The organism is Segatella hominis, assembly GCF_019249725.2.
Classification (GTDB): Bacteria; Bacteroidota; Bacteroidia; order Bacteroidales; family Bacteroidaceae; genus Prevotella.
Genome location: NZ_CP137559.1, coordinates 357,722 through 378,636 on the forward strand (window position 1 = coordinate 357,722; position 20,915 = coordinate 378,636).

Here is a 20,915-nt window from a genome sequence, read left to right on the forward strand (position 1 = left end):
CTTTTTGCATGCAGTCTTTTTGGCAAATTTGTATCTATATGATAAAAGGTCAAAACATTATATAGATATGCAGAAAAGACATACAGATAGAAAAATGTACTTCCATGACTTGGAAATTACATCAAAAGAGTTTTACGTCAGCTACTTATCAACTTTCAAAAAGTTGACTTCGGAAAGTAGAGTATTAGAGGTGGGTTGTGGCGAAGGAGGCAATTTAGTCCCCTTTGCCCAACTTGGCTGTAGAGTTACAGGAATAGACATAGCTGAATGCAGAATAATAGATGCGAAAGCATACTTTTCGGAAATCTGCGAAAATGCCACATTCGTGTGTTGCGACTTTATGAAATACCATGCGCCAATCAATGAAGAGGAAAAGTTTGACGTGATACTATTACATGATGTAATAGAACATGTTCCAGCGAAAGGAAAATTTCTGTTACACCTCAAAAGTTTTCTAAAGTCAACAGGCGTTCTCTTTGTCGGATTCCCTGCATGGCAGATGCCGTTTGGTGGACATCAACAGATTTGCCGAAGCAAACTCTGTTCGCACTTTCCATTCATACATTTGTTACCAAACTCTATGTATAATTCATTATTGAAACTATGCAAAGAGGAAGAGGGTACTATAAGCGAGCTGATGAGCATAAAAGAGTGCAGGACAAGTATAGAGTTATTTGAAAAATTGATAAAAAGATGTGAATTCTCTGTTGTTGACAAGAAGTTTTGGTTTATCAATCCTCATTATAAGCAGAAGTTCCAGCTTACTCCATCGCTGTTGCCTCGTTTTGTTTGGAAAATTAAGTATGCAAGAAATTTCTTCACTACTTCTTGTTGGTACATATTGAATTTGAGCAATACGTAAAAGTAATACTCTCTTGTAGAGTGATAGAATATAAAAAAGTAAAAAGAGAAATCTCATGCAAGTTTTGAAAACGAGTTGCGTTTATTAATTAGTTATAACCCTTTAATATAAAGAAGCGTATGAAAATTAGAATGATTCTTATGGCATTAGCAGCTTTGCTCTGTTTGACAAGTTGTAGCGATGATGATTCTGGAATTCAGCTCACTGAAGACGAAGTAACCGGTGATATAATTACTGGTAAGCAGATTGTTATTAACACTCTTACAACCTATACCGATAGTGGCAGCAAGGTGAATGTTAATGGAGCTAAAGGTAAAGTATCAGCAACTTCTTCTGATGATAGTGTTGCCAAGGTTTCGTGTTCTTCAAATGAGTCTGAGAAGGAGATATACGTAAGTGGCGTTTCTGAGGGAAATGCTACTATAACCGTAACCGACTCAGACGGAAACTCTGCTATCTTAAAGGTAGAAGTAAAAAATTGGACTGCCCGTTGGAAGATATATAGAACGATGTATGTGGTAAATAGAAAATGTTTAGTTGAAGGCGTTTCTTCCGAGGATTCCGCAGCTATCGCAGCCGATGCCATAGAGAACGACAAGTTCTATAAATATTATACTTTCCGTACTCCTACTAATAATCCTTTTGGTGTTATAACCAAAAGACTTACCATAACTGACAGTGAAGGAAATACTCGTATGGAGGGAGTTCTTAACATCCAACAAAATGCTGATAATACAGAAGTTTGGTATTTGTTGCCTTTCAAAGATTATAGAGCAGTTGTCTTGGCTACATTCTATAGTGACGGTGAGAGTATCTTTAAAGATGTGACAGATAATTATAAGAAGACTTATCCTCACATTAAAAAGGTCGAGCTACAAGCCATTTGTGCAATAGAGGAATTGGAGCCGGACAAATAAGTAAGAGTGTTTCTTGTAATATTTTTGTGGATAAATCCCGAGGAAAGATTTCTAAAGAAACGTTTCCTCGGGATTGTTGTATTTATACAATCCCAAGAAGCTCGTGAGGATATCTTCAAAGCAGATTAATATGCCCCTAAAACCTTCCAGTCGTCTATGAGTTTGAACAGTCGGGGCATGGCTGGCTTGTAACTGTCGGGATAGGTGAGGGAATAAACGAAGAGTATTCTGCCACTCTTGATGAATTTATCGTAATGACTGTAGCCATCTACTCTTACTCCGTTTTCATAGACAGGACCAGAGAGGATGAATGCCTTATTCGATGCCTGCATCGTCCTTTCCGAATGAAGCTTCTGGGCTAGAGAATCGGCACAAGCCTGGAGGGTATTGCTATAGTTATGGGTAACGTAACTCTCCAGGATGATATTGGCATGATTAGTGAATGAGAAGCGGGCATAGCCCTGGTATCCCGATACCGAAGTATCCTCCTGTTGGAAGAAGCAAGGATATTTGACAACGTAGCCGAAGTCCGGATCATTGTATTCCTTCATGGGTGCCATCTCTACCTTGGTCTTGAAATCCGCCATCGGTGTATGTTTCTCTTTCGTAATCTCATGGTGATAGTTGATGATGAAATTTATCATCATCAGCAAGACAACTGCTATCAAAAAAATCTTCTTCATATCTTTGCCACTTTTATATTTTAGCAGCAAAGGTATGAAGAAGATGGGAAAAAGCCAAATAATAAGTATGACATTTGGCTGACATTTCTGAACTTATCTGATAATCAGTCGGTAAGACTTGCCTCTTTCCGACTCAATCATGAGGTTGCTATTCTGCTCAATCACCGGTTTGATACGGCGAATCAAGGTATAGAGCGTTTCGCTGGCATCCGGTTTCTTGGGCCAAAGAGCATTACAAATCTCCTGTTTGGAGAGTTGATGATGCGTATTGTTGAAGAAGAGTTGCATCAGCTGGTGCTGCATCGGAGTAAACTTGATGGCTTGTCCGTTTTCCTGATTGTAGAAGGAATCCTCGTCTTGAGAATAGCACATGGTACCGAACATATCAGCCTCATGATTCCAGGGTTGTTTTCTGCGATGATAGTATAGCGATGCAATTGCCCAAATCATAGCCATGAGGGTAAGCGTCAAAGATGTCCGCTGGTTGCTCATACTCAAAACATCTGCCATCGAACAGTTAGCATAACTTTGGATAGAATGCTCGTTGAGGAGCATCTGTTTGCTGCTGAGCAGGTTGGCGCTATTTACCAGCTGAGAATTGTTCTTGCCTCTTCTTCTGTCTTCCATCACATAGCAGAGATTACTGGTCGATTTCAGCAGGTCGATGCTGAGATGTGAGCGGTAGCTCTGGATGGTATCAGGCGTAATCCATTGATATTTATTTTCCTGAAGAGTCAGAGCCAAAGCTTTGTTCATATCTTGTACAATGGCATACTGTGCCTTGCGGTAGTTGCTCACGCTGGAGAATGCTGCAGACATCACAAGGATGGCGAAGATGAGGATGGAATGATATGCTTTCAACTTCATTTTTTATATCGTTTAAATCTGTTACTGTTTAACGAATCAATTGCAAAAGTACAGAAATTCAATGAAAGTTGGTGTAAGTTTTGATGTAATTTTCGTTAATTGATAAATGTCAGACTCATGTCAGCCATATTTTTCGCTTCGGTCTTCTCTTTTTGATACCTTTGCAGCAGAAAACAAGTTTTAGAAAAGTATATGATGACAATGAAGAAAAGTAAATTGTTAACAGCTATGGTGATTCTGTGGGCATTGATCTCTTGTGCAGAAATAAGTGCCCAGGAGATTCAGCAGGTATCGAATGATTCTATAGCCTTGCAAGAGGTTGTTGTGAAGGCGGCACGAGTAGTCAACAAGGAAGATGGCAAGTTGATATTCCCAAGCGATATTCAGAAGCAGCGTTCTTTTTCTGGTTTTTCGCTTTTAGGAAAGTTGGCTTTGCCTCATATCAGGGTTGATGAGGCTGGCCGTTCCATTTCTGCTACCGATCATAAAGGAGAAGTGCAGATTCGTATCAATGGCATTCTCGCCAATATGCATGACGTGCAGATGCTGGATGTAGCTTCTATTATGAGTGTAGATTATATCGACAGTCCTGGCGTAAGATATGGAAAGAATATTGCATACGTGATAGATATTCATACCCGCATGGCTTCATCGGGTGGCAGTTTGGGCTTCAACTTGACCAATGCGCTAACTACCAAGCTTGGTTCGAACGATGTCTATGCATCCGTCAACAGAGGCAAGAGCCAATTGAATATTTTATATGAGCAGACTTATGTGGATAATAAGGCATCCGAATATAATGAGAATGCTCAATATCTTCTACATGATGGTTCTGAGTATCAGATATCTAGAAAAATCAAGAATGGGGCAACTCAAAATTATGGTAATACATTGCAGTTGAAGTATAATCTGGCTGATTCTGCATTATATGTATTCCAGACAACGCTTACCACGGATTTCAGCAATCAGCCTTATACATCGAATGAGATGTGGTTTTCTGAATCTGGAAAGCCTGCGTATCCTGTTTGCAGAACCAGCAAGGGTAGGGATTTTACTCCTGCTCTCGATTTGTATTTCTATCATCAGTTGGGCAAGCATCAGTCTTTATCGGCAGATGTTTTGGGCACTTATATCCACACCAAAGGAGCCTATTATGAAGGTGAGGGCGAACCCTATCAATATCAGGTAGATGGAAAGACCTATTCGCTCATAGCCGAGGCTATCTATGAAAACCGGTTGAAACCCTTTACTTTTTCTGCAGGAACCAACTTGAACTGGAAATATATGGATAATCAGTATTTGGGTGATGTGGTTAGCGAGAATGGTATCCGTTCATTGGGTATTTATGGTTTTGCACAAATCAAGGGAAGTTTGGGGCAATTCAAGGAAGGAACATCCCGTTTAACTTATGTAGCTGGCTTCGGGTTGAGTAATCAGTCTTATCGACAGGGAGATGAGGATTTTAGTTTTTGGCTTTGTCGTCCGAAACTCACATTGGCTTATTGCTTGACATCTTCGTTTCAGATTCGCTTGGGAAGTGAATTATCACAGCATATTTCGCAGATAGCTATGATTTCGGATACCCGTATTCGAAAGAACAGTATGGAATGGACTGTGGGTAATCCTTCGCTTAAGCCTAACAGTAGATATGAAAACTGGGTTGCGTTCTCTTTCAGTAAACCAAGGATAAATACTGATTTTACCTTGAATTATCGCATCAATCGTCATTGTGATTTGGCGAAATACACCCGCACGGAAAATGATCAGTTTCTTTATTCCCAGACGAATCAGCCCCATTGTAATATGTTGTATCTTACGAATGATACCCGGTTTGACATTATTCCCGATCACCTTATATTATCTGTGAATGCAGGTATTTACCGTTTTTTCAATAAGGGCGATGAGTACAGTCATTGTTATACCGCTTATAATTATGGTGGAACATTACAGGGATATTGGGGAAAATGGACTGTGATACTGTATGCTGATAACGGTTGGAACTTTATGGAGGGAGAGCACATCGGGCATAATCCTCCTTCATTGGCAGCCTCAGCCAGTTATCATATAGGTGATTTCGATTTTACGCTCTATATGCATAATCCGTTTATGGCTCATCCGAAATCCTATTCAGCAGAAATCGTCAACGCCTTGCTCCGTAAGCAGGTTAGTGGATATGACAATTCGGGAGGTAATTTGTTCCGTATCGGTGTTGCCTGGAATATCAATCGGGGAAAGGAATACCGTAAGATACAGCGAAATATCAACAATGAGGAGCGCGAAACGGGTATCTTGAAATAGGTGGCTTTGCTTTCTATATGGGTTGCATGGGCAACAGCCGGAATTTATTTCTTCCCTTTATTGATGATATAAATTCCGGCAGTAGCCAATGCGCCTGCTATCAGATACTTCCAGTAAAAGGTTTCGCCAAGACAGAGGCAGGAGGTGATGGCTCCTACTACGGGGATGAGCGAATTGTATATCGCTACCTTTCCTACGGGATTGCAGCTCAATAATTTGTTGTAGAGAGCGAAACTGATGGTTGAGATGGCAATGAGCAGCAGAAGGATGGTGATGCCCCAGAGGCTGATGACTGGCAGATAGCCACCCATTAACAATGCGGGAATCACCAGCAAGGCTCCACCGATGCTCAGCGAATAACCGGTTCCTACGAAAACATCCACTCTCTTGCTCAATCCTCGGGTCAGCAGGGAAGCACTGGCTCCACACAGGGCATTGAGGATAATCATACCATCGCCCAGGAATGTGAAACTTCCGCTTTCCTTTCCGCCAAGGTTCAAGGCAAGGATGCCCAGGAAGCCGATGATGCAGCCCAATGCCTTTCGCCACGTCATCCTGTCGCTCTTGAAGAAGATGCAGGCAAAGATAACCACCGTGAAGACGCTCATCGAATTGAGTATCGCCGAACGTGCTCCTGCATTATGAGAGAGTCCGAAATAGAAGAAGGCATAATGAAGGGTGGTGTTGAGGAGTGCATAGAGGAGAAGGAACCAGACATTCTCTTGAACTGCTTTCTTCTTGAATCCGAATTCGCGATGCGAGCTTCTGGCGATGGCAAGGATGATGATGCCGGAGATGAAGAAGCGGATGCCAGCGAAAAGCATCTTGCTTCCGGTCATGTCTGCTGTAATCTGATATTCTTCCATTCCCATTTTGATCAATGGGTAAGCCCATCCCCACGAGATCGCAGCCGTAAGGGCGAACAGGCTTACCCATACCGGGCGCTGAAATATACTGAGTGTATTTGTTTCTTTCTTTTCCATTATAACTTAATTGGTATTCCCTTGCTTCTGTGTTTGCTAAATGGCAATCTACAAGTCCCCCAGATGTCTTTCTATCGGAATACCGCGGTTCTTGTCCTTGTCATCCTTATTGATGTCTATCCAGTTGCGCAGGGTATCCATGGCGATGCGGGTGGCATGGCGAAGATGATCGCCATCCTTCAGTCTGCCCACGATGATGCTGGAGAAGATGTCGCCGGTGCCTGGGAACTGAACTGGGATTTCTTCGTAGGGTAGGAGGAAATACTCTTCTGTAAGATGATTGAAACCTACTACGGCATGCTGACCCTCTACGATGCACGAGGTGATGAGCACAGAGTGGGAACCGATGACTCTCAGTTTATCTATCAGTTCATAGGCTTCCTTCTCCGAGATTCCCTCTTCCTTGTATTCCGAATCCGTCAGCAGGCAAGCCTCGGTATAGTTGGGAAAACAGAGATGCGATACGCTCAGCATCTCCTTCATGCATCTCACGGTACTCTCACTGGCTCCACCATAGAGCTTGCCGTAATCGCCCATCACTGGATCCACATAGATGTCGGTGCCCAGTGCTGCCTGTTCTCTGCAATAACGTGCCACTAACTTCGCCTGACGCTCCGAAGCCATGAAACCCGTGGTGATGGCATCGAAGTGAATGCCCAGTTCGTTCCACTTCTGCAAGGCTTCCTCGATATACGAAGTGCATTCCAGAATGGCGTACTTGCCGTATGGGAAGGTATTGCTGATGAGCATGGTGGGCAGATTGAACACGTCGAGTCCCATATAAGAGAGGATGGGCATCTGAACGGCGGCTGATACCTTACCGTAACCACACATGTCGCTGATAATAAGGATATTACTTTTTGCTTTCATCGTTTTTTTTCTTCTTTCTTTTCTTTGTTCTTCTTTGCTTCATCGCAAGTCTTTAACAAATATCAAATCCTAATTATCTTTTAATAAGAGGCTGTACACTTGATGCCCAATGCTTCTACTCGTTCCTTGATGGCATCGAGTACTTCCTTTGGTGCCTTTTCCAGCAATTTGTCTGGTGTTTCGCGGGCGATGGTATAAACCATTACCTGCTGAGGCTGGATGTCTTTCACTGCCTCCAGCCAAGGAGCTACGAAATGCTCGCTGGTATTGTCCAAACCGTCACCTCTCAGGAACATGGTCTGGATGATGACGTGCCCCTTGAACATCTTCAGATATTTGATTACATCCTTCACGTCGTAGTTAGGCTGCTGAGGGCGGTCCAGCTTCTTGATGTAATCCATATCCACGGTATCCAGTTTCAGGATGTTGTTATCCACGAGCATCAGCGCCTCTCTCACTTCCTCCTTATATATATAGGTGGCGTTGCTGAGTACGGAAACCTGTACTCCTGGGAAATACTTCTTGCAGAGTTCCATCGTATCTTCCACGATTCCCTTGAAGTCTGGATGCCCCGTTGGTTCACCGTTTCCTGCGAAGGTGATGTCGTCCAAAGGCTGGTTGTTGTTGTGGCGCTCTTTCAGAACCTTCTCCAATCCTTCTCTTACCTCCTCGCGGGTAGGGCGCTTCTTCTTAGGACGGAAGTCGGCGTTGAATCCGCATTCGCAATAAACGCAGTCGAATGAACAGACCTTGCCATCAGATGGCATGAGGTTGATGCCCAATGAAACTCCCAGACGGCGGGAATTCACGGGTCCGAATATCGGTGATGGATAAATAATCGTTGACATATTCTTATTTTCCTTTATCTAATCTATTCTTTTTTATCTTGGTAATACCAATTTTATTTACTTGTTTGTAATTTGGAGGGCAAAAGTACTAAAAAATGTTGGAATGAACAAATAAATCAACTGAAAATCGATTTATCCTAACCGTTAGTCTTCTATCTCCGATAGATTGTGTACTTTTGCATTCAAATCTGTGGAGAATCTTGGTGATTTCGATTCGGATTTAAAGAAAAAAACAAAAAAGTTGATGTTTTGCTTAGTTTTTCGCTTGGTTCAACTGTATAGTAGTATATGAACAGAAAAAAGGAGATAGAACAGTTATTCCGTCAGCATTACGCGAAGATGTACAATCTGGCCAGATGCATTCCACTTGTTTCCAAGGAGTCTTAGGATGTGCTTGTCGAAATTCTTCGGTAAGCATATTCGAAGCTTCTCCAAGAATTTCTATGTTCTTGACTACTGCGTAATACATCATGTCGTCTGCGATAAAATCCTCAAAGTTTTTACCTTTTGTATATCGGCAGATTCTTTCTATCGCCTGGAGCATGTGCTCTAGGCGGTTTTTATCTCTACTTCGTTCTCTCATATACTAAGATTTTATCACGTTCTACTGATTCCTGTGCAAAAGGGAGTAAGGTTCCTTCTGATACCAAATCAACTTTTCTACCTAAGAGTTCTTCCAAATCATTCCACATGCCAAAGAATTTTAAACCAATAGGTTTGCTCTTGTCCAAAGAAACCATAATATCGACATCGCTATCCTTCGTTTCTTCCCCTCTGGAGAAAGAACCGAACAGCCAAGCTTTCAGTACGGGTTGGGTGCTGAAATAATGGCGTAAAGCTTCTATAATGGCTCGTTTACCCATATTGTAATGATGTTGTTTCTTTGCTGCAAAGATACACTTTTTATTCGAAAGTGCAAACTTTTTCTAGTTTTTTATTACCTTTGCATCGGTTTTTCCAAAGGAAGTAGAAGATTTCTTCATTTTAGGGGTAATTGATTTCAGGAAAGCTTGTATATAAGAGTAGAAACAAGAAGAAAATGACGTGATGACAGAAGAAAATGAACAGCGGATGGAACGGCTGTTCCACGACCATTACGAGCAGATGTATCGCTTCGCCTTTGCCTTGCTCCATGATAATGAGGAGGCGAGGGATGTGGTGAGTGATGGCAGGCTGCCGTGGATTGCATCGACCATGACCTGACCGACCAGACAGCTTCCGTCATCCGACTGTGCTATCGGGAAGGAATGTCGTATTCTGATTATGAGGTGAAAGAAGATGGGAAGCATGTAGACAAAGTGAAATATGATGACGATGAAAGTCGTACGATTCTAGGTCCTGTTCATGAGACGGATGCTATGAGTTAGTTTTTTTTAGAGATGATGTATAACAAAAAACGGGAATACATTCAGGCTAGGAGGGATGACGAACTGGATAGAAGTGGTAATTTGATGCAGTTATACAAATTTAACGGAAGAGATGTAAGGGCTTTGGATAATAATGTGTACTTTTGTACTAGATAATGATGAAATAAAAACATATTGTAAGAATGAAGACGGTTTTTTGCTCTTTTGGACTGCTGATGGCTGCTGTGCCCGTGTTCGCTCAGAACACTGGGAAGGACTCTATTGTCTCTACTAAAGCTTTGGATGATGTGGTGGTATCAGCCTCCAATATCAGTCGTGTGGGTAATCATCTCGTCATCTATCCCAACAGCCAGCAACGAAAACATGCGGTCAATGGATTCGGGGTGTTGGAAAACCTGAATATCCCAGGACTCATCATCGACGCGAAGTCGAATCAGGTGGATGTGATGGGACTGCAAGCCACCTTGTATCTGAATGGGCAGGAATGCGACATCCGGGAAATACAGATGCTCCGTCCTCGTGACATCGAGAAGATAGAATATCATGATGCTCCATCTGGAAAATACGCCAAGGATAAGCTTGTCGTCAACTTCATCACCAAACAATACCGATATGGAGGATATGTGCAGGCTGACGGACTGCAGACGATGGGATATGACCATGGCGACTATAACGTTGCCACCAATTATGTAAAAGGTAACAATTCCTATACTGTGTTTGCTGGTGCAAACTATAGTCATGTAGATGGTACTGAGACCTGGAACAATGAGAACTATCAGTTTCCACAATCCCTATTTGAAAGGGAGAGCTATAGTAAGAATTCTTACCGGAATCATCTGGAATATATGCAGTTCCGCTATCAGAACCAGAAGGGAAAGAGATATTGGGTGGGCAAGTTTACGCTCGTCAACCTCTCTACTCCAAGAAATGTATCTTCTGGTTTTGCGAGGGAAAGCACAGAGACGAATGTATTCTCAAATATCCGGAAGAAGAGTCTGTCTCCTAAGATTGACCTGAACGCCAACTTACCATTAAGCAAGAATCAGACGCTTACTTTGGGAGTACATGGCAAGTATTCTGCCAACTCCTATCATCGTCTTTGTCAGGAACAGCCTTTCGAGGCAATGACCGATGAAGACGAGAATGCACTGTCGTTCCAGCTGTCTGCCATCTATAATTATTTCTCTCAAAAGCATTCCTTATCTGTGGAACTGTTTCATTACCACGATGTCTGGAATGCCGATTATTCCGGCAATTGCGAACTTTGGCAGCATCTGTGGAAAGGGGAGTCGTTATTTTTCTTCTCCTATAATTTCCAGGTTAGCAGGCGCTTGAGCCTGAAAAACCGCATCGGATTGGATTGGCTTCAATATCATCTGCATGGAGACAACAGTTTTAGCCAGCTGTCTCCTCGCATCAATACGAATGTGCAATACCAGCTGAATAAGGGAATGCTCTTGTGGTCATTCAACTTTGTGAACTCCAATCATGGTATGGATGTCATCAACCGGGCTATGATTCAGGTCAATTCCCACATGATAGAAAAGGGAATGCCCGAACTGAAGAAATCGCATGGCATCAACACCTATTTATATTATATGGGGCGTTTCAACAGGTTGAGTATTTCTGCCATCGGACAATTCCGTTACAATCATCATCCTGTAACTGATGATTATTACCTGGATGAGGCAAACGGGAAAATAGTGAAGACTTACTCGAATGGTGGAAATGCTCAATATTATTCTGCTATCCTCGCCTTGCAGTACAAACTGTGTAAGTTTGCCAATCTGTCGGGAGATATCAGATATAACCATGCGGAGGTGAAGACTACCTGGTCGAAGCATAACAACAATTTGACGGGTAATCTTGGGTTGAATATGTTCATGGGTGATTTTGCCTTGAAGCCTTACCTGCATTTTGGCAAGAAGTCTTTAGATGAAGCTGCTTTGGTGATAAGCAAGACTCCTATCGACTATGGAATGTCGTGTTCTTACAGCAGGGGCAACCTCTATGTAGAACTTCAGGCAGCATCGCCTTTCCAAAAGCAGGAGAAGCGATATTGGCTGGATTTGCCTATCTACAGCTACAGTAAGAGCATCAAAGACCAGACGGCTTCGCAATATGCCAGCATCAAGGTTGCTTACTCCTTCGACTTTGGCAGGAAGACCCAAAAAGTAGAGAAGGATGTTAATAAGAATATAAACAGCTCTTTGTTAAGAGTGGAGTAGAGTATTATAAAACAAAAGATATAGGAACGGATAAAAATGTTAGATTTTAAGGTAAAAAGATTTGTTGGTATTATATTTCATTTGATTTTAGCTCAAATCTGTTTGGCACAGACTGGTATCGCTAACCAAAATTTTGGAAAGGATACTCTGCAATTAAGGGAGGTTGTTGTAAGAGCAACCCGCCCTTTGGCAAAGTTGAACAGCGAAGGCTTTGTGACAGAAGTCAAAGGTACCGTTTTGGAAAAACTTGGTTTTGCAAAAGACGTTATGGGTATGTTGCCTGGTGTACTGAATAATAATGGTTCCATTGAAGTTTTTGGCAAGGGAAAACCAGTCTTCTATATCAATGGACATATTGTCCGCAATAATATAGAAGTTGAGCAATTGAAGGCTAACCAAATAGATAAGATAACAGTTATAACGAATCCAAGTTCACGTTATGCATCAACCGTAGGTTCCATCATAAAGATAACAACCATTAAAAAGGTTGGGGATGGTTTCTCCTTTGATAACATCGCGACTTTTGGTTATCGTAATTATCTGTATGGCAAAGACAATTTGGACTTGAACTATAGGGCAGACAAGTTTGATGTTTTTGGAACGTTTGGATTTGAGAAAGGCAAGGATACGAACTCTAGCAAAAATGTTCAGAATTCATGGCTCTCGTCACATCATCAGCAGAATACGACGATGAAATCGACACAGCACTCAAACTTGATTGATGGTAAATGGGGATTTGATTTTTCCTCATTTCCAAAACTCTCATTTGGCGCATTTTATCAAGTATCTTATGCTCCAACAAAGACCAATTCTAGCATTATGTCATCATTATATTCTGATGATGTAATTGAAAGTGAGACTTCTGCATACAAGGATATCAAATTAAGAGATTTGGAACATTTGTTAGATGGATATTGCCATGGGGTTTGGGGAAAATGGAATTTGGAAATGACTTTTGATTTAATGTGGAAAAAAACACGTGAAAATCAAAATGTTATAGAGCAAACCGGCATCAATCAGGATTTCGGAATAAAAGATGTTGGGCATGCTAGGTTAATGGCAACGGAATTATATGCGTCACACCCATTTCTTAAAGGAAATTTTAGCTTTGGAGTAGATTTCACCAATAGTAGCCGTGAGGAAAATTCAGAAAGTGAAAATAGCATTATGGCAGGCGAGAACAATAAAATACAGGAGCTGAATATGGCATATTACGTTGAAACTATGCAGCATCTAGGCAATGTAACATTCCGTATCGGTGGCAGGTATGAGCATGTGAACAGTGAATATTTTATAGGTGGCAGAAAAAATCACGAACAGTCACATGTTTATGATAAGTTTTTCCCGACAGCTTCATTGTCTCTGCCCATTGGAAAAACTATGGTGCAGCTGAGCTATTCTAAGCAATGCTATCGTCCATTGTACTCTCAGTTGAGCAACACGGTTCACTATGTTAACAAATATCTCTATCAAAGTGGAAATCCGTATTTGCAACCATCCTATAGCGACAATATCACTTTGAATTTGAGGTATCGCTGGCTGGCATTAACTGCTAATTATAAAAAGGTGCAAAACCAAATAATAACATCATATACATATTATGATGATTCGAAGACTATTGCTTTGCTCAAAAAGAAAAATTCTAGAAACAGTCTGTCTAACTTACAGATAATGGCTTCTTTTATGCCCGGATTCCTTTGGAAATGCTATTATCCCGTATTGGCATGTGGTGTTGTCTCGCAATTTTACAAGATTGATTACAGAGGGAATATAAAGCACGTGGACAATCCTTTGGTTGTAGTTAAGTTCAATAATATTTTCAAATTCCATAACAACTATATGGCGACAGTAAATTACAGTTGGCGTAGTGAGGGAAATAGTGAGAATATTAAGATGGGGAGTATTGGACAGATAAATCTTTCTTTGGCTAAGGACTTATCTGAAAAATGGAATGTCAAGTTGTCTGCAAATGACATCTTTAATACTGCCCGCAAAAATACTTTTACCATTTTCAGCGGAATGAATGATGTCTATATTGAAAAGGCTGCGTCTGTAAGGGCAGTGGAATGTATCGTAAGATATAAGTTTAATACAGTTAAAACAAAATATAAAGGTAAAGGGGCAGGGAAAAAGGAAATGGATAGATTGTAACTGTTTAAACTCTATCCATTCTGGGATATGCTTATCGATAGTTTGTCGTAGTTCATATACCCATATAAATGCAGCTTTATGCTTCAATTTAATAGGATTTTTCCCTCCGTTTCTTTGCCATTTCCATCTTTTTCCTTAATTTTGCAGTGGAAACTCTATAATAGATATATGTAATGGCAATAAGAATGAAGATGAAACAGGAAAAGATGAGAAAGATAGGCATCGCTTCGGCTTTGGGCTTGGTGGTGCTCGTGATATTGGGACTGTATGGCGCCAGCAACAATATGCTCAATTATTCGCTCAACTATCCGAAGGAGGAGAGAATGACGGCTGAGCATTGGAAGAACAGAATGAAGAACGAGTGCCCCTGGATGGTTGGCTGGATGGACTCCGTGTATCAGTATCATTGTGTGAAGGATACCTTTGTCACGATGCCATCGGGCTACAAGGCCCATGCCATCTATCTCTATGCACCGAAGACTACGGAAAAGACTGCCGTGGTGGTGCATGGCTATCAGGTGCGCTCCGAGGGAATGCTGCACATCGCCTATCTCTATAATCACGATATGGGGTATAATGTGCTCCTGCCAGATCTGTATGGACATGGAGAGAGCGAGGGCGACCATATCCAGATGGGATGGAAGGATAGATGGGATGTCATCAGATGGTCGGAAATCGCCAATGAGATTTTTAAAGTGAAGGGTGAAGAACGAAGAGTGAAGAATACCCGTCAGGTGATTCACGGTATTTCGATGGGTGCGGCAACCACGATGGCAGTATCGGGGGAGAAGACTCCCGATTACGTGAAGTGCTTTGTGGAGGATTGCGGCTATACCAGCGTGTGGGATGAGTTTGCTGCTCAGCTCAAAGACCAGTTTGGCTTGCCAGCCTTCCCGCTGATGAATACCACTTCCGCCCTTTGCCAGCATCGCTACGGCTGGTCGTTTGCCGAGGCTCAGCAGATAGAGCAGGTTCGCAAGAGCACCAAACCGATGCTCTTTATCCATGGCGATAAGGATGCCTTCGTGCCCTACGCCATGCTTCATCCGCTTTATGAGGCAAAGACGAAAGGCCGTAAAGCCATCTTCATCGCCAAAGGTTCCGTTCATGCTATGGCATATCGCGACCATCACGAGGAATACACCCGCATCGTGAAAGACTTTGTATCGAAAGAGAAATAGGCTATTCATGCAAATGGCGGGCAGCATGAGAGGAGAGTTTCAGCACGGCAGGACCGCTCATGCCCCAATGGGTGATGAGGAGCGGACTAAAAGTCTTGTCGGCTATGTTGAAGGTGAAGAGCGATGGGATAGGCTGTTCTATCGCATGTCCTAAATCTGAGAGATGCTTGAAGTTTTCCATCTTGGAATGACCGCCAGTGGTGATGGCTACCCGGTGGAAAGCTATCTGTCTGATTTCGGAAACGGGATGAGAGGCAGAAGATGCTTTCTGAAAAGAGGCAGAAGATGCACCCGATAGATTTCCCTTTTCTTTTGAAACCTTGAAATCCAGGAGCAGGCGCTCATCCTCCAGTTCCGTGATGGCGGTGAGCAGGTGGTTGCATTGTATCTTTACGCCCAGTCGCTTGGCGGTATTCACCAGACAGTCGATGATGCTGTGTGAATCCTGCGATTGCGGAAACACGCATTGGCCTTCCTCCCGTGATTTCCACCTTGGCAAGTACCTTTGAATTCTTCTCGAATATGGTGATGTCGGCGTGAGGGAAGTTGCGCTTGGCTTCTATTGCTGCAAAGAATCCTGCGGCACCCCCACCGATGATTGCAATATGTAGTGTTTGTGGCATATTGTATTTTTGATGATTAGGATGCAAAGTTAGCATAAAAAGAAGACATGGCAAAATAAAACCAGATTTTTTTTGTCATTCCGATTTTTCTTCGTAACTTAGCGGCGCAAATATAATATCATGTAATCTGAAATATGGCAAAAAAAGAATATGTAGAGGCCAACAAGCGTTGGCTGGAAGAAAAGGCTCAAGAGGAAGGTGTGAAAGCACTCCCTCGTGGTATATATTATAAGGTGTTGAAACAGGGAGATCCAAATGGGGCACAACCAGGCAAGCGCAGTATTGTGACTGCTCATTATACGGGTTGGACCATCAATGGCAAGAAGTTTGATTCCAGCCGTGGCGGAACTCCGTTTGCAATGCGATTGAGCGATCTGATAGATGGTTGGATTGTGGCGATGCAACAGATGCACGTAGGCGACCAGTGGGAACTTTATATTCCTGCCGAAATGGGATATGGAAAGTTCTCTCAGCCAGGAATACCAGGAGGTTCTACTCTTATCTTTGAAGTTGAGTTGTTGGGAGTGGGATAAACGCACCTGTTGAAATCCCAAAGGTTTCTATTCCATCTTTAAATAAAAAAGTCCCATACGATTCCAGGTACTGCCAGATGGCATTCTGCGGATCGTATGGGACTTCTTTTATTGTCACTTTTTGTTGTGGCAATTATTTCTGCTGTGATTTCAGTAAGTCGCGAATCTCCATCAGAAGTTTCTCCTCAGCACTTGGCTCTGGTGCTTTTGGTGCCTCAGGCTCCTTAGGTTCTTCCTTCTTCTTAGCTAACTTGTTGACCACCTTGATGAGCATGAAGATACAGAAAGCCACGATGAGGAAGTCGAAACAGGTCTGGAGGAAACTACCATAGTTGATGGTCGCAGTCTTGAATTCCTCACCGGCAACCTGTACGGTAGGCAAGGTCAACTTGAGGTCAGCGAAGTTGACGCCACCAATCAACCATCCGATAGGAGGCATGATGACATCATCCACAACAGAACTTACGATTTTGCCGAAAGCACCACCGATGATCACACCGACAGCCATGTCAAGCACATTGCCACGCATGGCGAATTCCTTGAATTCATTCAAAAATTTACTCATAACTTAATTCTTTTACTTTTGTTTATTTAAATGTTGATATAATTTTAGTTTTTATACTTTGTCATTTCTTGCAGAATGATGATTTTTCCAATATATATAATAAGGTGTAAGGCATCATTGGGTTTGATTTCTTCATCCGATATGCATATTTCATTCTTGTGAAAGGATTGAATTTTGCAATATGGAGTTGTCAGTCTGGCATGTTAACTGCTTTTTTTATAGCAAGATTAAACCTCAACTATCCTTTTTTAACTTATTTAATACTCTTTTCGTGTGCAAAGTTAGAAAAAAATTAGTAACTTTGCGCTCGGAAAAAGAAAAAAATGCTTGAAAGCTTATTTTTTTGAATGTTTCAGCACTTCAGGATTGCTTGAGAGCTTAAAATATGGAATTATTTTAAACCATTAATTTTAAATATTAAAAAAAATGACAAAAGTTGCTATTAACGGCTTCGGCCGTATCGGTCGTCTGGCTTTCCGTCAGATGTTTGAGGCAGATGGTTATGAGGTAGTTGCAATCAATGACCTTACATCTCCAAAAATGTTGGCTCACCTTCTTAAGTATGATACAGCACAGGGTGGCTTCGCTGGTAAGTATGGCGAGGGCAAGCACACTGTAGAGGCAACAGACAACTCTATCATCGTTGATGGTAAGGAGATCACTATCTACGCTAAGCCTAACGCAGCTGAGCTTCCTTGGGGTGAGCTTGGTGTTGACGTAGTACTTGAGTGCACAGGTTTCTATACATCTAAGGAGAAGGCTTCTGCTCACCTTACAGCAGGTGCTAAGAAGGTAGTTATCTCTGCTCCAGCAGGTAACGATCTCCCTACTATCGTTTACAACACAAACCACAAGACTTTGACTCCAGCTGATACAGTTATCTCTGCAGCTTCTTGTACAACAAACTGCTTGGCTCCAATGGCTGACACTTTGAACAAGTACGCAGCTATCCAGTCAGGTATCATGTCAACAATCCACGCTTACACAGGTGACCAGATGATTCTCGACGGTCCTCAGCGTAAGGGCGACCTCCGTCGTTCTCGTGCAGGTGCTCAGAACATCGTTCCTAACTCAACAGGTGCTGCTAAGGCTATCGGTCTTGTAATCCCTGAGTTGAACGGTAAGTTGATCGGTTCTGCACAGCGTGTTCCTACTCCAACAGGTTCTACAACTATCCTCGTAGCTGTTGTTAAGGGTAAGGACGTTACAGTTGAGGGTATCAACGCTGCAATGAAGGCTGCTTCTAACGAAAGCTTCGGTTACAACGAGGATCCTATCGTTTCTTCTGATATCATCGGTATGCGTTTCGGTTCTCTCTTCGATGCTACTCAGACAATGGTTAGCAAGATCGATGACGACACATATCAGGTACAGGTAGTTTCTTGGTACGACAATGAGAACTCTTATACTTCTCAGATGGTTCGTACTATCAAGTACCTCGCTGAGTTGAAGTAATACCGCTGAAGCGATTTACGACAATATATAGCCTGGCATTGTAAAATGCCAGGCTTTTTTATTATTTGTTTTTTTTGTCTAATGGCTTGAAGTTTTATAGCATAAAGGCATACTGATTCTCCTTTTCTTGCCTTGTTTTCCCATTTTTTTTATTTCTTTGTTTGTCTGTATCGGAAAAATTTGTATCTTTGCGCCATGAAACATTCTATGATTACCATATTGGGTCCTACTGCCAGTGGAAAGACTAGTCTTGCCGCTGCACTTGCCTCGCATATCAATGGCATGGATTCTTCCATGTGGGGTGGCGATACGCATGGGGCTGAGATTATCAGTGCCGATAGTCGCCAGGTCTATCGGGGCATGGATATTGGTACGGGAAAAGATCTTGAGGATTATACGGTAGGGGGTAAACTGATTCCTTATCATCTGATAGACATCTGTGATGCCGGTACCAAGTATAATCTCTTCCAATATCAGCAGGACTTCTATGATGCCTATCAGGACATTACTCATCGTGGCGTACTTCCGATACTCTGTGGAGGTACCGGACTCTATATCGAGTCTGTCTTGAAAGGTTATCATCTTTCACCAGTTCCTCAAAATCCTGCTCTTCGTAGTTCTCTCGAAGGTAAAACGCTGGAAGAACTGACAGATATGTTGGTGGATTTGAAGGCGAAGAATGGTTCTAATATGCACAATCGCACAGATGTAGATACTGCGCAGCGCGCCATCCGTGCGATTGAGATTGAAACTTACAATCTCGAACATCCAATGCCAGAGCGGGAATTGCCTGCGGTTGATTCTTTGGTGATAGGAGTAAGTATCGACCGTGATGCCCGCCGTGATAAAATCACCCGCCGTCTGAAACAGCGTCTGGAGAATGGGATGGTAGAGGAAATCAAGGGACTCCTCGATCGTGGTATTCCTGCAGAAAACCTGTTGTACTATGGGTTGGAATACAAGTTTGTCACAGAATATGTGATAGGGAAAACTTCTTATGAGGAGATGCTGAGAGGATTGGAAATCGCCATTCATCAGTTTGCCAAAAGGCAGATGACCTGGTTCCGTGGTATGGAGCGCAGGGGGGGTACCATTCATTGGATAGATGCACTTCAACCGATGGAGCAGAAGGTAGAGCAGGTTCTTGAACTGATGAAATCTAATCAGTAGCTATTTATATGATTGATAGATATTTGGATAAGTAATAGATGGATTTCTGATCGTATATACATTATTATTAATATAGAGAATATTATTATAGGAGAATAATCGACGTGGCTGTAAATGAAAATAAATGGGGATTGCTCTATTGTCCTCGAGGAGGATGGAGGAGCAGTGCGCGCTGGACTAAGATAGAGAAAGTTTTGCGCCAACTTCATGTGGACTATGATTTCGTGCAAAGCGAGAATCAGAAAAGTGTAGAGCGTCTGGTTAAGATGTTTATCAATAATGGCTATAAGACAATCGTTATTGTGGGTGGAGATTCTGCATTGAATGATGCAGTAAACTGTCTGATGCAGGTAGATGCTTCCGTAAGAAACCAGATTGCGCTGGGTATTATTCCTAATGGACTGATGAATGACTTTGCTCATTTCTGGGGATTTGATGATAGTGATTATGAACAGACTATCAAATGGCTCCAGCAGCGTCGTGTGCGTAAGATAGATTTAGGTTGTATCCGTTATCAGAACAAGAAGGGGGAAAACTGTCACCGCTATTTTCTCAATTGCGTGAATGTCGGTCTGATAGCTGCTATCATGAACTTGCGTCGCAAGACCCATCATGTATTCGGTTCCCGCACCCTGTCGTTCCTCTTCTCATTCGTGCTGATGATTTTCCAGCGATTAGACTATAAGATGCATATCCGCATCAATTCAGATGTCATTAAGCGTAGGGTGATGACCATGTGTGTAGGAAATGCATCGGGATATGGACAGACTCCTAATGCGGTGCCTTACAATGGTCTTCTGGATGTCTCTGTAGTTCATCATCCTGGTATGACCCAGCTCTTTGAAGGCTTTTATCTTTTCGTCAAAGGTAAATTCCTCAATCATAAAAGTGTGCATCCCTATCGCACGAGAGAGGTGGTGGTAGAGGATTCTTCTCATGCGATGATTGGTGTAGATGGTCGATTGATGAAGACGCCTGTTGGGCCTTACCGCATTACGGTGGAGCAGGAAGTAATCAACTTCCTGATACCGCAGTAGTCAGATTGATCTTATTTCAAGAATAATAAGGTTTTAAGAATAATAAGGTGTATCGGAATACAAGTTCCGGTGCACCTTTTTTCGATTGTGTGATTGTTGTAAAGAGGCTACACAAAACTGTGTGTATTCATCTAAGTGACTTAAAAACGGGGAATATTTGCCCTTTAAAAGCTTATAAAACATTAAATATAGCGATTTTCTTAAATTCTTTGCCAAAAAACTTTGTCGTTTCGCTTTTTTTCCTTACCTTTGGATGCAATAAAGTCAACAAAAAATA

Annotated in this window: 20 protein-coding genes and 1 pseudogene; 12 read left to right on the forward strand and 9 right to left on the reverse strand. The window is 42.2% G+C overall.

Annotation, left to right across the window (positions count from 1 at the left end; genetic code table 11):
* Positions 1–67: 67 nt before the first annotated feature.
* Both KUA50_RS01480 and KUA50_RS01485 read left to right on the forward strand, forming a co-directional pair.
* Positions 68–862, forward strand: coding sequence for a class I SAM-dependent methyltransferase (locus KUA50_RS01480; RefSeq protein ID WP_218456736.1), 795 nt, complete (start codon positions 68–70; stop codon positions 860–862).
* Positions 863–981: 119 nt separating this feature from the next.
* Positions 982–1,779, forward strand: coding sequence for an Ig-like domain-containing protein (locus KUA50_RS01485; protein ID WP_218420347.1), 798 nt, complete (start codon positions 982–984; stop codon positions 1,777–1,779).
* 125 nt (positions 1,780–1,904) lie between these two features.
* Here KUA50_RS01485 and KUA50_RS01490 read toward each other — a convergent pair whose 3' ends face one another.
* Both KUA50_RS01490 and KUA50_RS01495 read right to left on the reverse strand, forming a co-directional pair.
* Positions 1,905–2,462 (reverse strand): hypothetical protein, encoded by a 558-nt coding sequence (locus KUA50_RS01490; RefSeq protein ID WP_218456735.1) that lies wholly within the window; start codon positions 2,460–2,462, stop codon positions 1,905–1,907.
* 93 nt (positions 2,463–2,555) lie between these two features.
* The gene (locus KUA50_RS01495) at positions 2,556–3,329 is read right to left on the reverse strand and encodes a helix-turn-helix domain-containing protein (RefSeq protein WP_256624228.1); all 774 of its coding nucleotides are present in this window, start codon (positions 3,327–3,329) and stop codon (positions 2,556–2,558) included.
* A gap of 201 nt (positions 3,330–3,530) precedes the next feature.
* On the opposite strand from KUA50_RS01495, the gene KUA50_RS01500 reads away from it, so the two are divergent.
* Positions 3,531–5,627, forward strand: a complete 2,097-nt coding sequence (locus KUA50_RS01500) for a hypothetical protein (protein WP_218456734.1) — start codon at positions 3,531–3,533, stop codon at positions 5,625–5,627.
* A 44-nt stretch (positions 5,628–5,671) separates the two neighbouring features.
* Here KUA50_RS01500 and KUA50_RS01505 read toward each other — a convergent pair whose 3' ends face one another.
* The 5 genes from KUA50_RS01505 to KUA50_RS01525 form a co-directional block, all read right to left on the reverse strand.
* Positions 5,672–6,610, reverse strand: coding sequence for a DMT family transporter (locus KUA50_RS01505; protein WP_218456733.1), 939 nt, complete (start codon positions 6,608–6,610; stop codon positions 5,672–5,674).
* A gap of 48 nt (positions 6,611–6,658) precedes the next feature.
* Complete coding sequence (locus KUA50_RS01510; RefSeq protein WP_218456732.1) at positions 6,659–7,480, reverse strand: bifunctional hydroxymethylpyrimidine kinase/phosphomethylpyrimidine kinase; 822 nt, start codon at positions 7,478–7,480, stop codon at positions 6,659–6,661.
* An 80-nt stretch (positions 7,481–7,560) separates the two neighbouring features.
* Positions 7,561–8,328 (reverse strand): radical SAM protein, encoded by a 768-nt coding sequence (locus tag KUA50_RS01515; RefSeq protein ID WP_218456731.1) that lies wholly within the window; start codon positions 8,326–8,328, stop codon positions 7,561–7,563.
* A 253-nt stretch (positions 8,329–8,581) separates the two neighbouring features.
* Positions 8,582–8,911 carry a DUF86 domain-containing protein gene (locus tag KUA50_RS01520; protein WP_218456730.1) on the reverse strand — a complete coding sequence of 110 codons (330 nt, stop codon included), beginning with the start codon at positions 8,909–8,911 and terminating at the stop codon, positions 8,582–8,584.
* Entirely contained in the window at positions 8,895–9,191 is a 297-nt protein-coding gene (locus KUA50_RS01525) for a nucleotidyltransferase family protein (protein WP_117664352.1), read from the reverse strand. The genes KUA50_RS01520 and KUA50_RS01525 overlap by 17 nt, the downstream gene beginning before the upstream one ends.
* A gap of 184 nt (positions 9,192–9,375) precedes the next feature.
* Between KUA50_RS01525 and KUA50_RS01530 the strand changes: the two genes are divergently transcribed.
* The 5 genes from KUA50_RS01530 to KUA50_RS01550 all read left to right on the forward strand — a co-directional run bounded on the left by KUA50_RS01530 (position 9,376) and on the right by KUA50_RS01550 (position 15,255).
* Positions 9,376–9,531, forward strand: a complete 156-nt coding sequence (locus KUA50_RS01530) for a sigma factor (protein ID WP_218456729.1) — start codon at positions 9,376–9,378, stop codon at positions 9,529–9,531.
* Positions 9,507–9,695: a hypothetical protein gene (locus tag KUA50_RS01535; protein WP_218456728.1), complete on the forward strand. Its 189-nt coding sequence runs from the start codon at positions 9,507–9,509 to the stop codon at positions 9,693–9,695. The genes KUA50_RS01530 and KUA50_RS01535 overlap by 25 nt, the downstream gene beginning before the upstream one ends.
* A gap of 182 nt (positions 9,696–9,877) precedes the next feature.
* Positions 9,878–11,923: a hypothetical protein gene (locus KUA50_RS01540; RefSeq protein ID WP_218456727.1), complete on the forward strand. Its 2,046-nt coding sequence runs from the start codon at positions 9,878–9,880 to the stop codon at positions 11,921–11,923.
* A 36-nt stretch (positions 11,924–11,959) separates the two neighbouring features.
* A complete protein-coding gene (locus KUA50_RS01545) occupies positions 11,960–14,074 on the forward strand; it encodes a TonB-dependent receptor domain-containing protein (RefSeq protein WP_218456726.1) in 2,115 nt (704 codons plus the stop codon).
* A 173-nt stretch (positions 14,075–14,247) separates the two neighbouring features.
* A complete protein-coding gene (locus tag KUA50_RS01550) occupies positions 14,248–15,255 on the forward strand; it encodes an alpha/beta hydrolase (protein WP_256624227.1) in 1,008 nt (335 codons plus the stop codon).
* A 4-nt stretch (positions 15,256–15,259) separates the two neighbouring features.
* Here the strand turns inward: KUA50_RS01550 and KUA50_RS01555 are convergent.
* A pseudogene (locus KUA50_RS01555) lies at positions 15,260–15,878 on the reverse strand (aminoacetone oxidase family FAD-binding enzyme); the annotation flags it as partial.
* 134 nt (positions 15,879–16,012) lie between these two features.
* Here KUA50_RS01555 and KUA50_RS01565 point away from each other — a divergent pair.
* Positions 16,013–16,411, forward strand: coding sequence for an FKBP-type peptidyl-prolyl cis-trans isomerase (locus KUA50_RS01565; RefSeq protein WP_218456725.1), 399 nt, complete (start codon positions 16,013–16,015; stop codon positions 16,409–16,411).
* A 133-nt stretch (positions 16,412–16,544) separates the two neighbouring features.
* Here KUA50_RS01565 and mscL read toward each other — a convergent pair whose 3' ends face one another.
* Positions 16,545–16,976 carry a large-conductance mechanosensitive channel protein MscL gene (gene mscL / locus KUA50_RS01570; RefSeq protein WP_218456724.1) on the reverse strand — a complete coding sequence of 144 codons (432 nt, stop codon included), beginning with the start codon at positions 16,974–16,976 and terminating at the stop codon, positions 16,545–16,547.
* A gap of 426 nt (positions 16,977–17,402) precedes the next feature.
* On the opposite strand from mscL, the gene gap reads away from it, so the two are divergent.
* The 3 genes from gap (at position 17,403) to KUA50_RS01585 (ending at position 20,638) form a co-directional block, all read left to right on the forward strand.
* Positions 17,403–18,431: a type I glyceraldehyde-3-phosphate dehydrogenase gene (gap, locus tag KUA50_RS01575; protein ID WP_022110706.1), complete on the forward strand. Its 1,029-nt coding sequence runs from the start codon at positions 17,403–17,405 to the stop codon at positions 18,429–18,431.
* A 195-nt stretch (positions 18,432–18,626) separates the two neighbouring features.
* A complete protein-coding gene (gene miaA / locus KUA50_RS01580) occupies positions 18,627–19,601 on the forward strand; it encodes a tRNA (adenosine(37)-N6)-dimethylallyltransferase MiaA (protein ID WP_218456723.1) in 975 nt (324 codons plus the stop codon).
* A 104-nt stretch (positions 19,602–19,705) separates the two neighbouring features.
* Positions 19,706–20,638 carry a diacylglycerol/lipid kinase family protein gene (locus KUA50_RS01585; protein WP_134843725.1) on the forward strand — a complete coding sequence of 311 codons (933 nt, stop codon included), beginning with the start codon at positions 19,706–19,708 and terminating at the stop codon, positions 20,636–20,638.
* Positions 20,639–20,915: the final 277 nt, after the last annotated feature.

Bases quoted from the DNA above. Each gene is read 5' to 3' on its own strand.
- KUA50_RS01480 (WP_218456736.1), top strand. From the start codon at position 68: ATGCAGAAAAGACATACAGATAGAAAAATGTACTTCCATGACTTGGAA.
- KUA50_RS01485 (WP_218420347.1), top strand. From the start codon at position 982: ATGAAAATTAGAATGATTCTTATGGCATTAGCAGCTTTGCTCTGTTTG.
- KUA50_RS01490 (WP_218456735.1), bottom strand. From the start codon at position 2,462: ATGAAGAAGATTTTTTTGATAGCAGTTGTCTTGCTGATGATGATAAAT.
- KUA50_RS01495 (WP_256624228.1), bottom strand. From the start codon at position 3,329: ATGAAGTTGAAAGCATATCATTCCATCCTCATCTTCGCCATCCTTGTG.
- KUA50_RS01500 (WP_218456734.1), top strand. From the start codon at position 3,531: ATGAAGAAAAGTAAATTGTTAACAGCTATGGTGATTCTGTGGGCATTG.
- KUA50_RS01505 (WP_218456733.1), bottom strand. From the start codon at position 6,610: ATGGAAAAGAAAGAAACAAATACACTCAGTATATTTCAGCGCCCGGTA.
- KUA50_RS01510 (WP_218456732.1), bottom strand. From the start codon at position 7,480: ATGAAAGCAAAAAGTAATATCCTTATTATCAGCGACATGTGTGGTTAC.
- KUA50_RS01515 (WP_218456731.1), bottom strand. From the start codon at position 8,328: ATGTCAACGATTATTTATCCATCACCGATATTCGGACCCGTGAATTCC.
- KUA50_RS01520 (WP_218456730.1), bottom strand. From the start codon at position 8,911: ATGAGAGAACGAAGTAGAGATAAAAACCGCCTAGAGCACATGCTCCAG.
- KUA50_RS01525 (WP_117664352.1), bottom strand. From the start codon at position 9,191: ATGGGTAAACGAGCCATTATAGAAGCTTTACGCCATTATTTCAGCACC.
- KUA50_RS01530 (WP_218456729.1), top strand. From the start codon at position 9,376: ATGACAGAAGAAAATGAACAGCGGATGGAACGGCTGTTCCACGACCAT.
- KUA50_RS01540 (WP_218456727.1), top strand. From the start codon at position 9,878: ATGAAGACGGTTTTTTGCTCTTTTGGACTGCTGATGGCTGCTGTGCCC.
- KUA50_RS01545 (WP_218456726.1), top strand. From the start codon at position 11,960: ATGTTAGATTTTAAGGTAAAAAGATTTGTTGGTATTATATTTCATTTG.
- KUA50_RS01550 (WP_256624227.1), top strand. From the start codon at position 14,248: ATGGCAATAAGAATGAAGATGAAACAGGAAAAGATGAGAAAGATAGGC.
- KUA50_RS01565 (WP_218456725.1), top strand. From the start codon at position 16,013: ATGGCAAAAAAAGAATATGTAGAGGCCAACAAGCGTTGGCTGGAAGAA.
- mscL (WP_218456724.1), bottom strand. From the start codon at position 16,976: ATGAGTAAATTTTTGAATGAATTCAAGGAATTCGCCATGCGTGGCAAT.
- gap (WP_022110706.1), top strand. From the start codon at position 17,403: ATGACAAAAGTTGCTATTAACGGCTTCGGCCGTATCGGTCGTCTGGCT.
- miaA (WP_218456723.1), top strand. From the start codon at position 18,627: ATGAAACATTCTATGATTACCATATTGGGTCCTACTGCCAGTGGAAAG.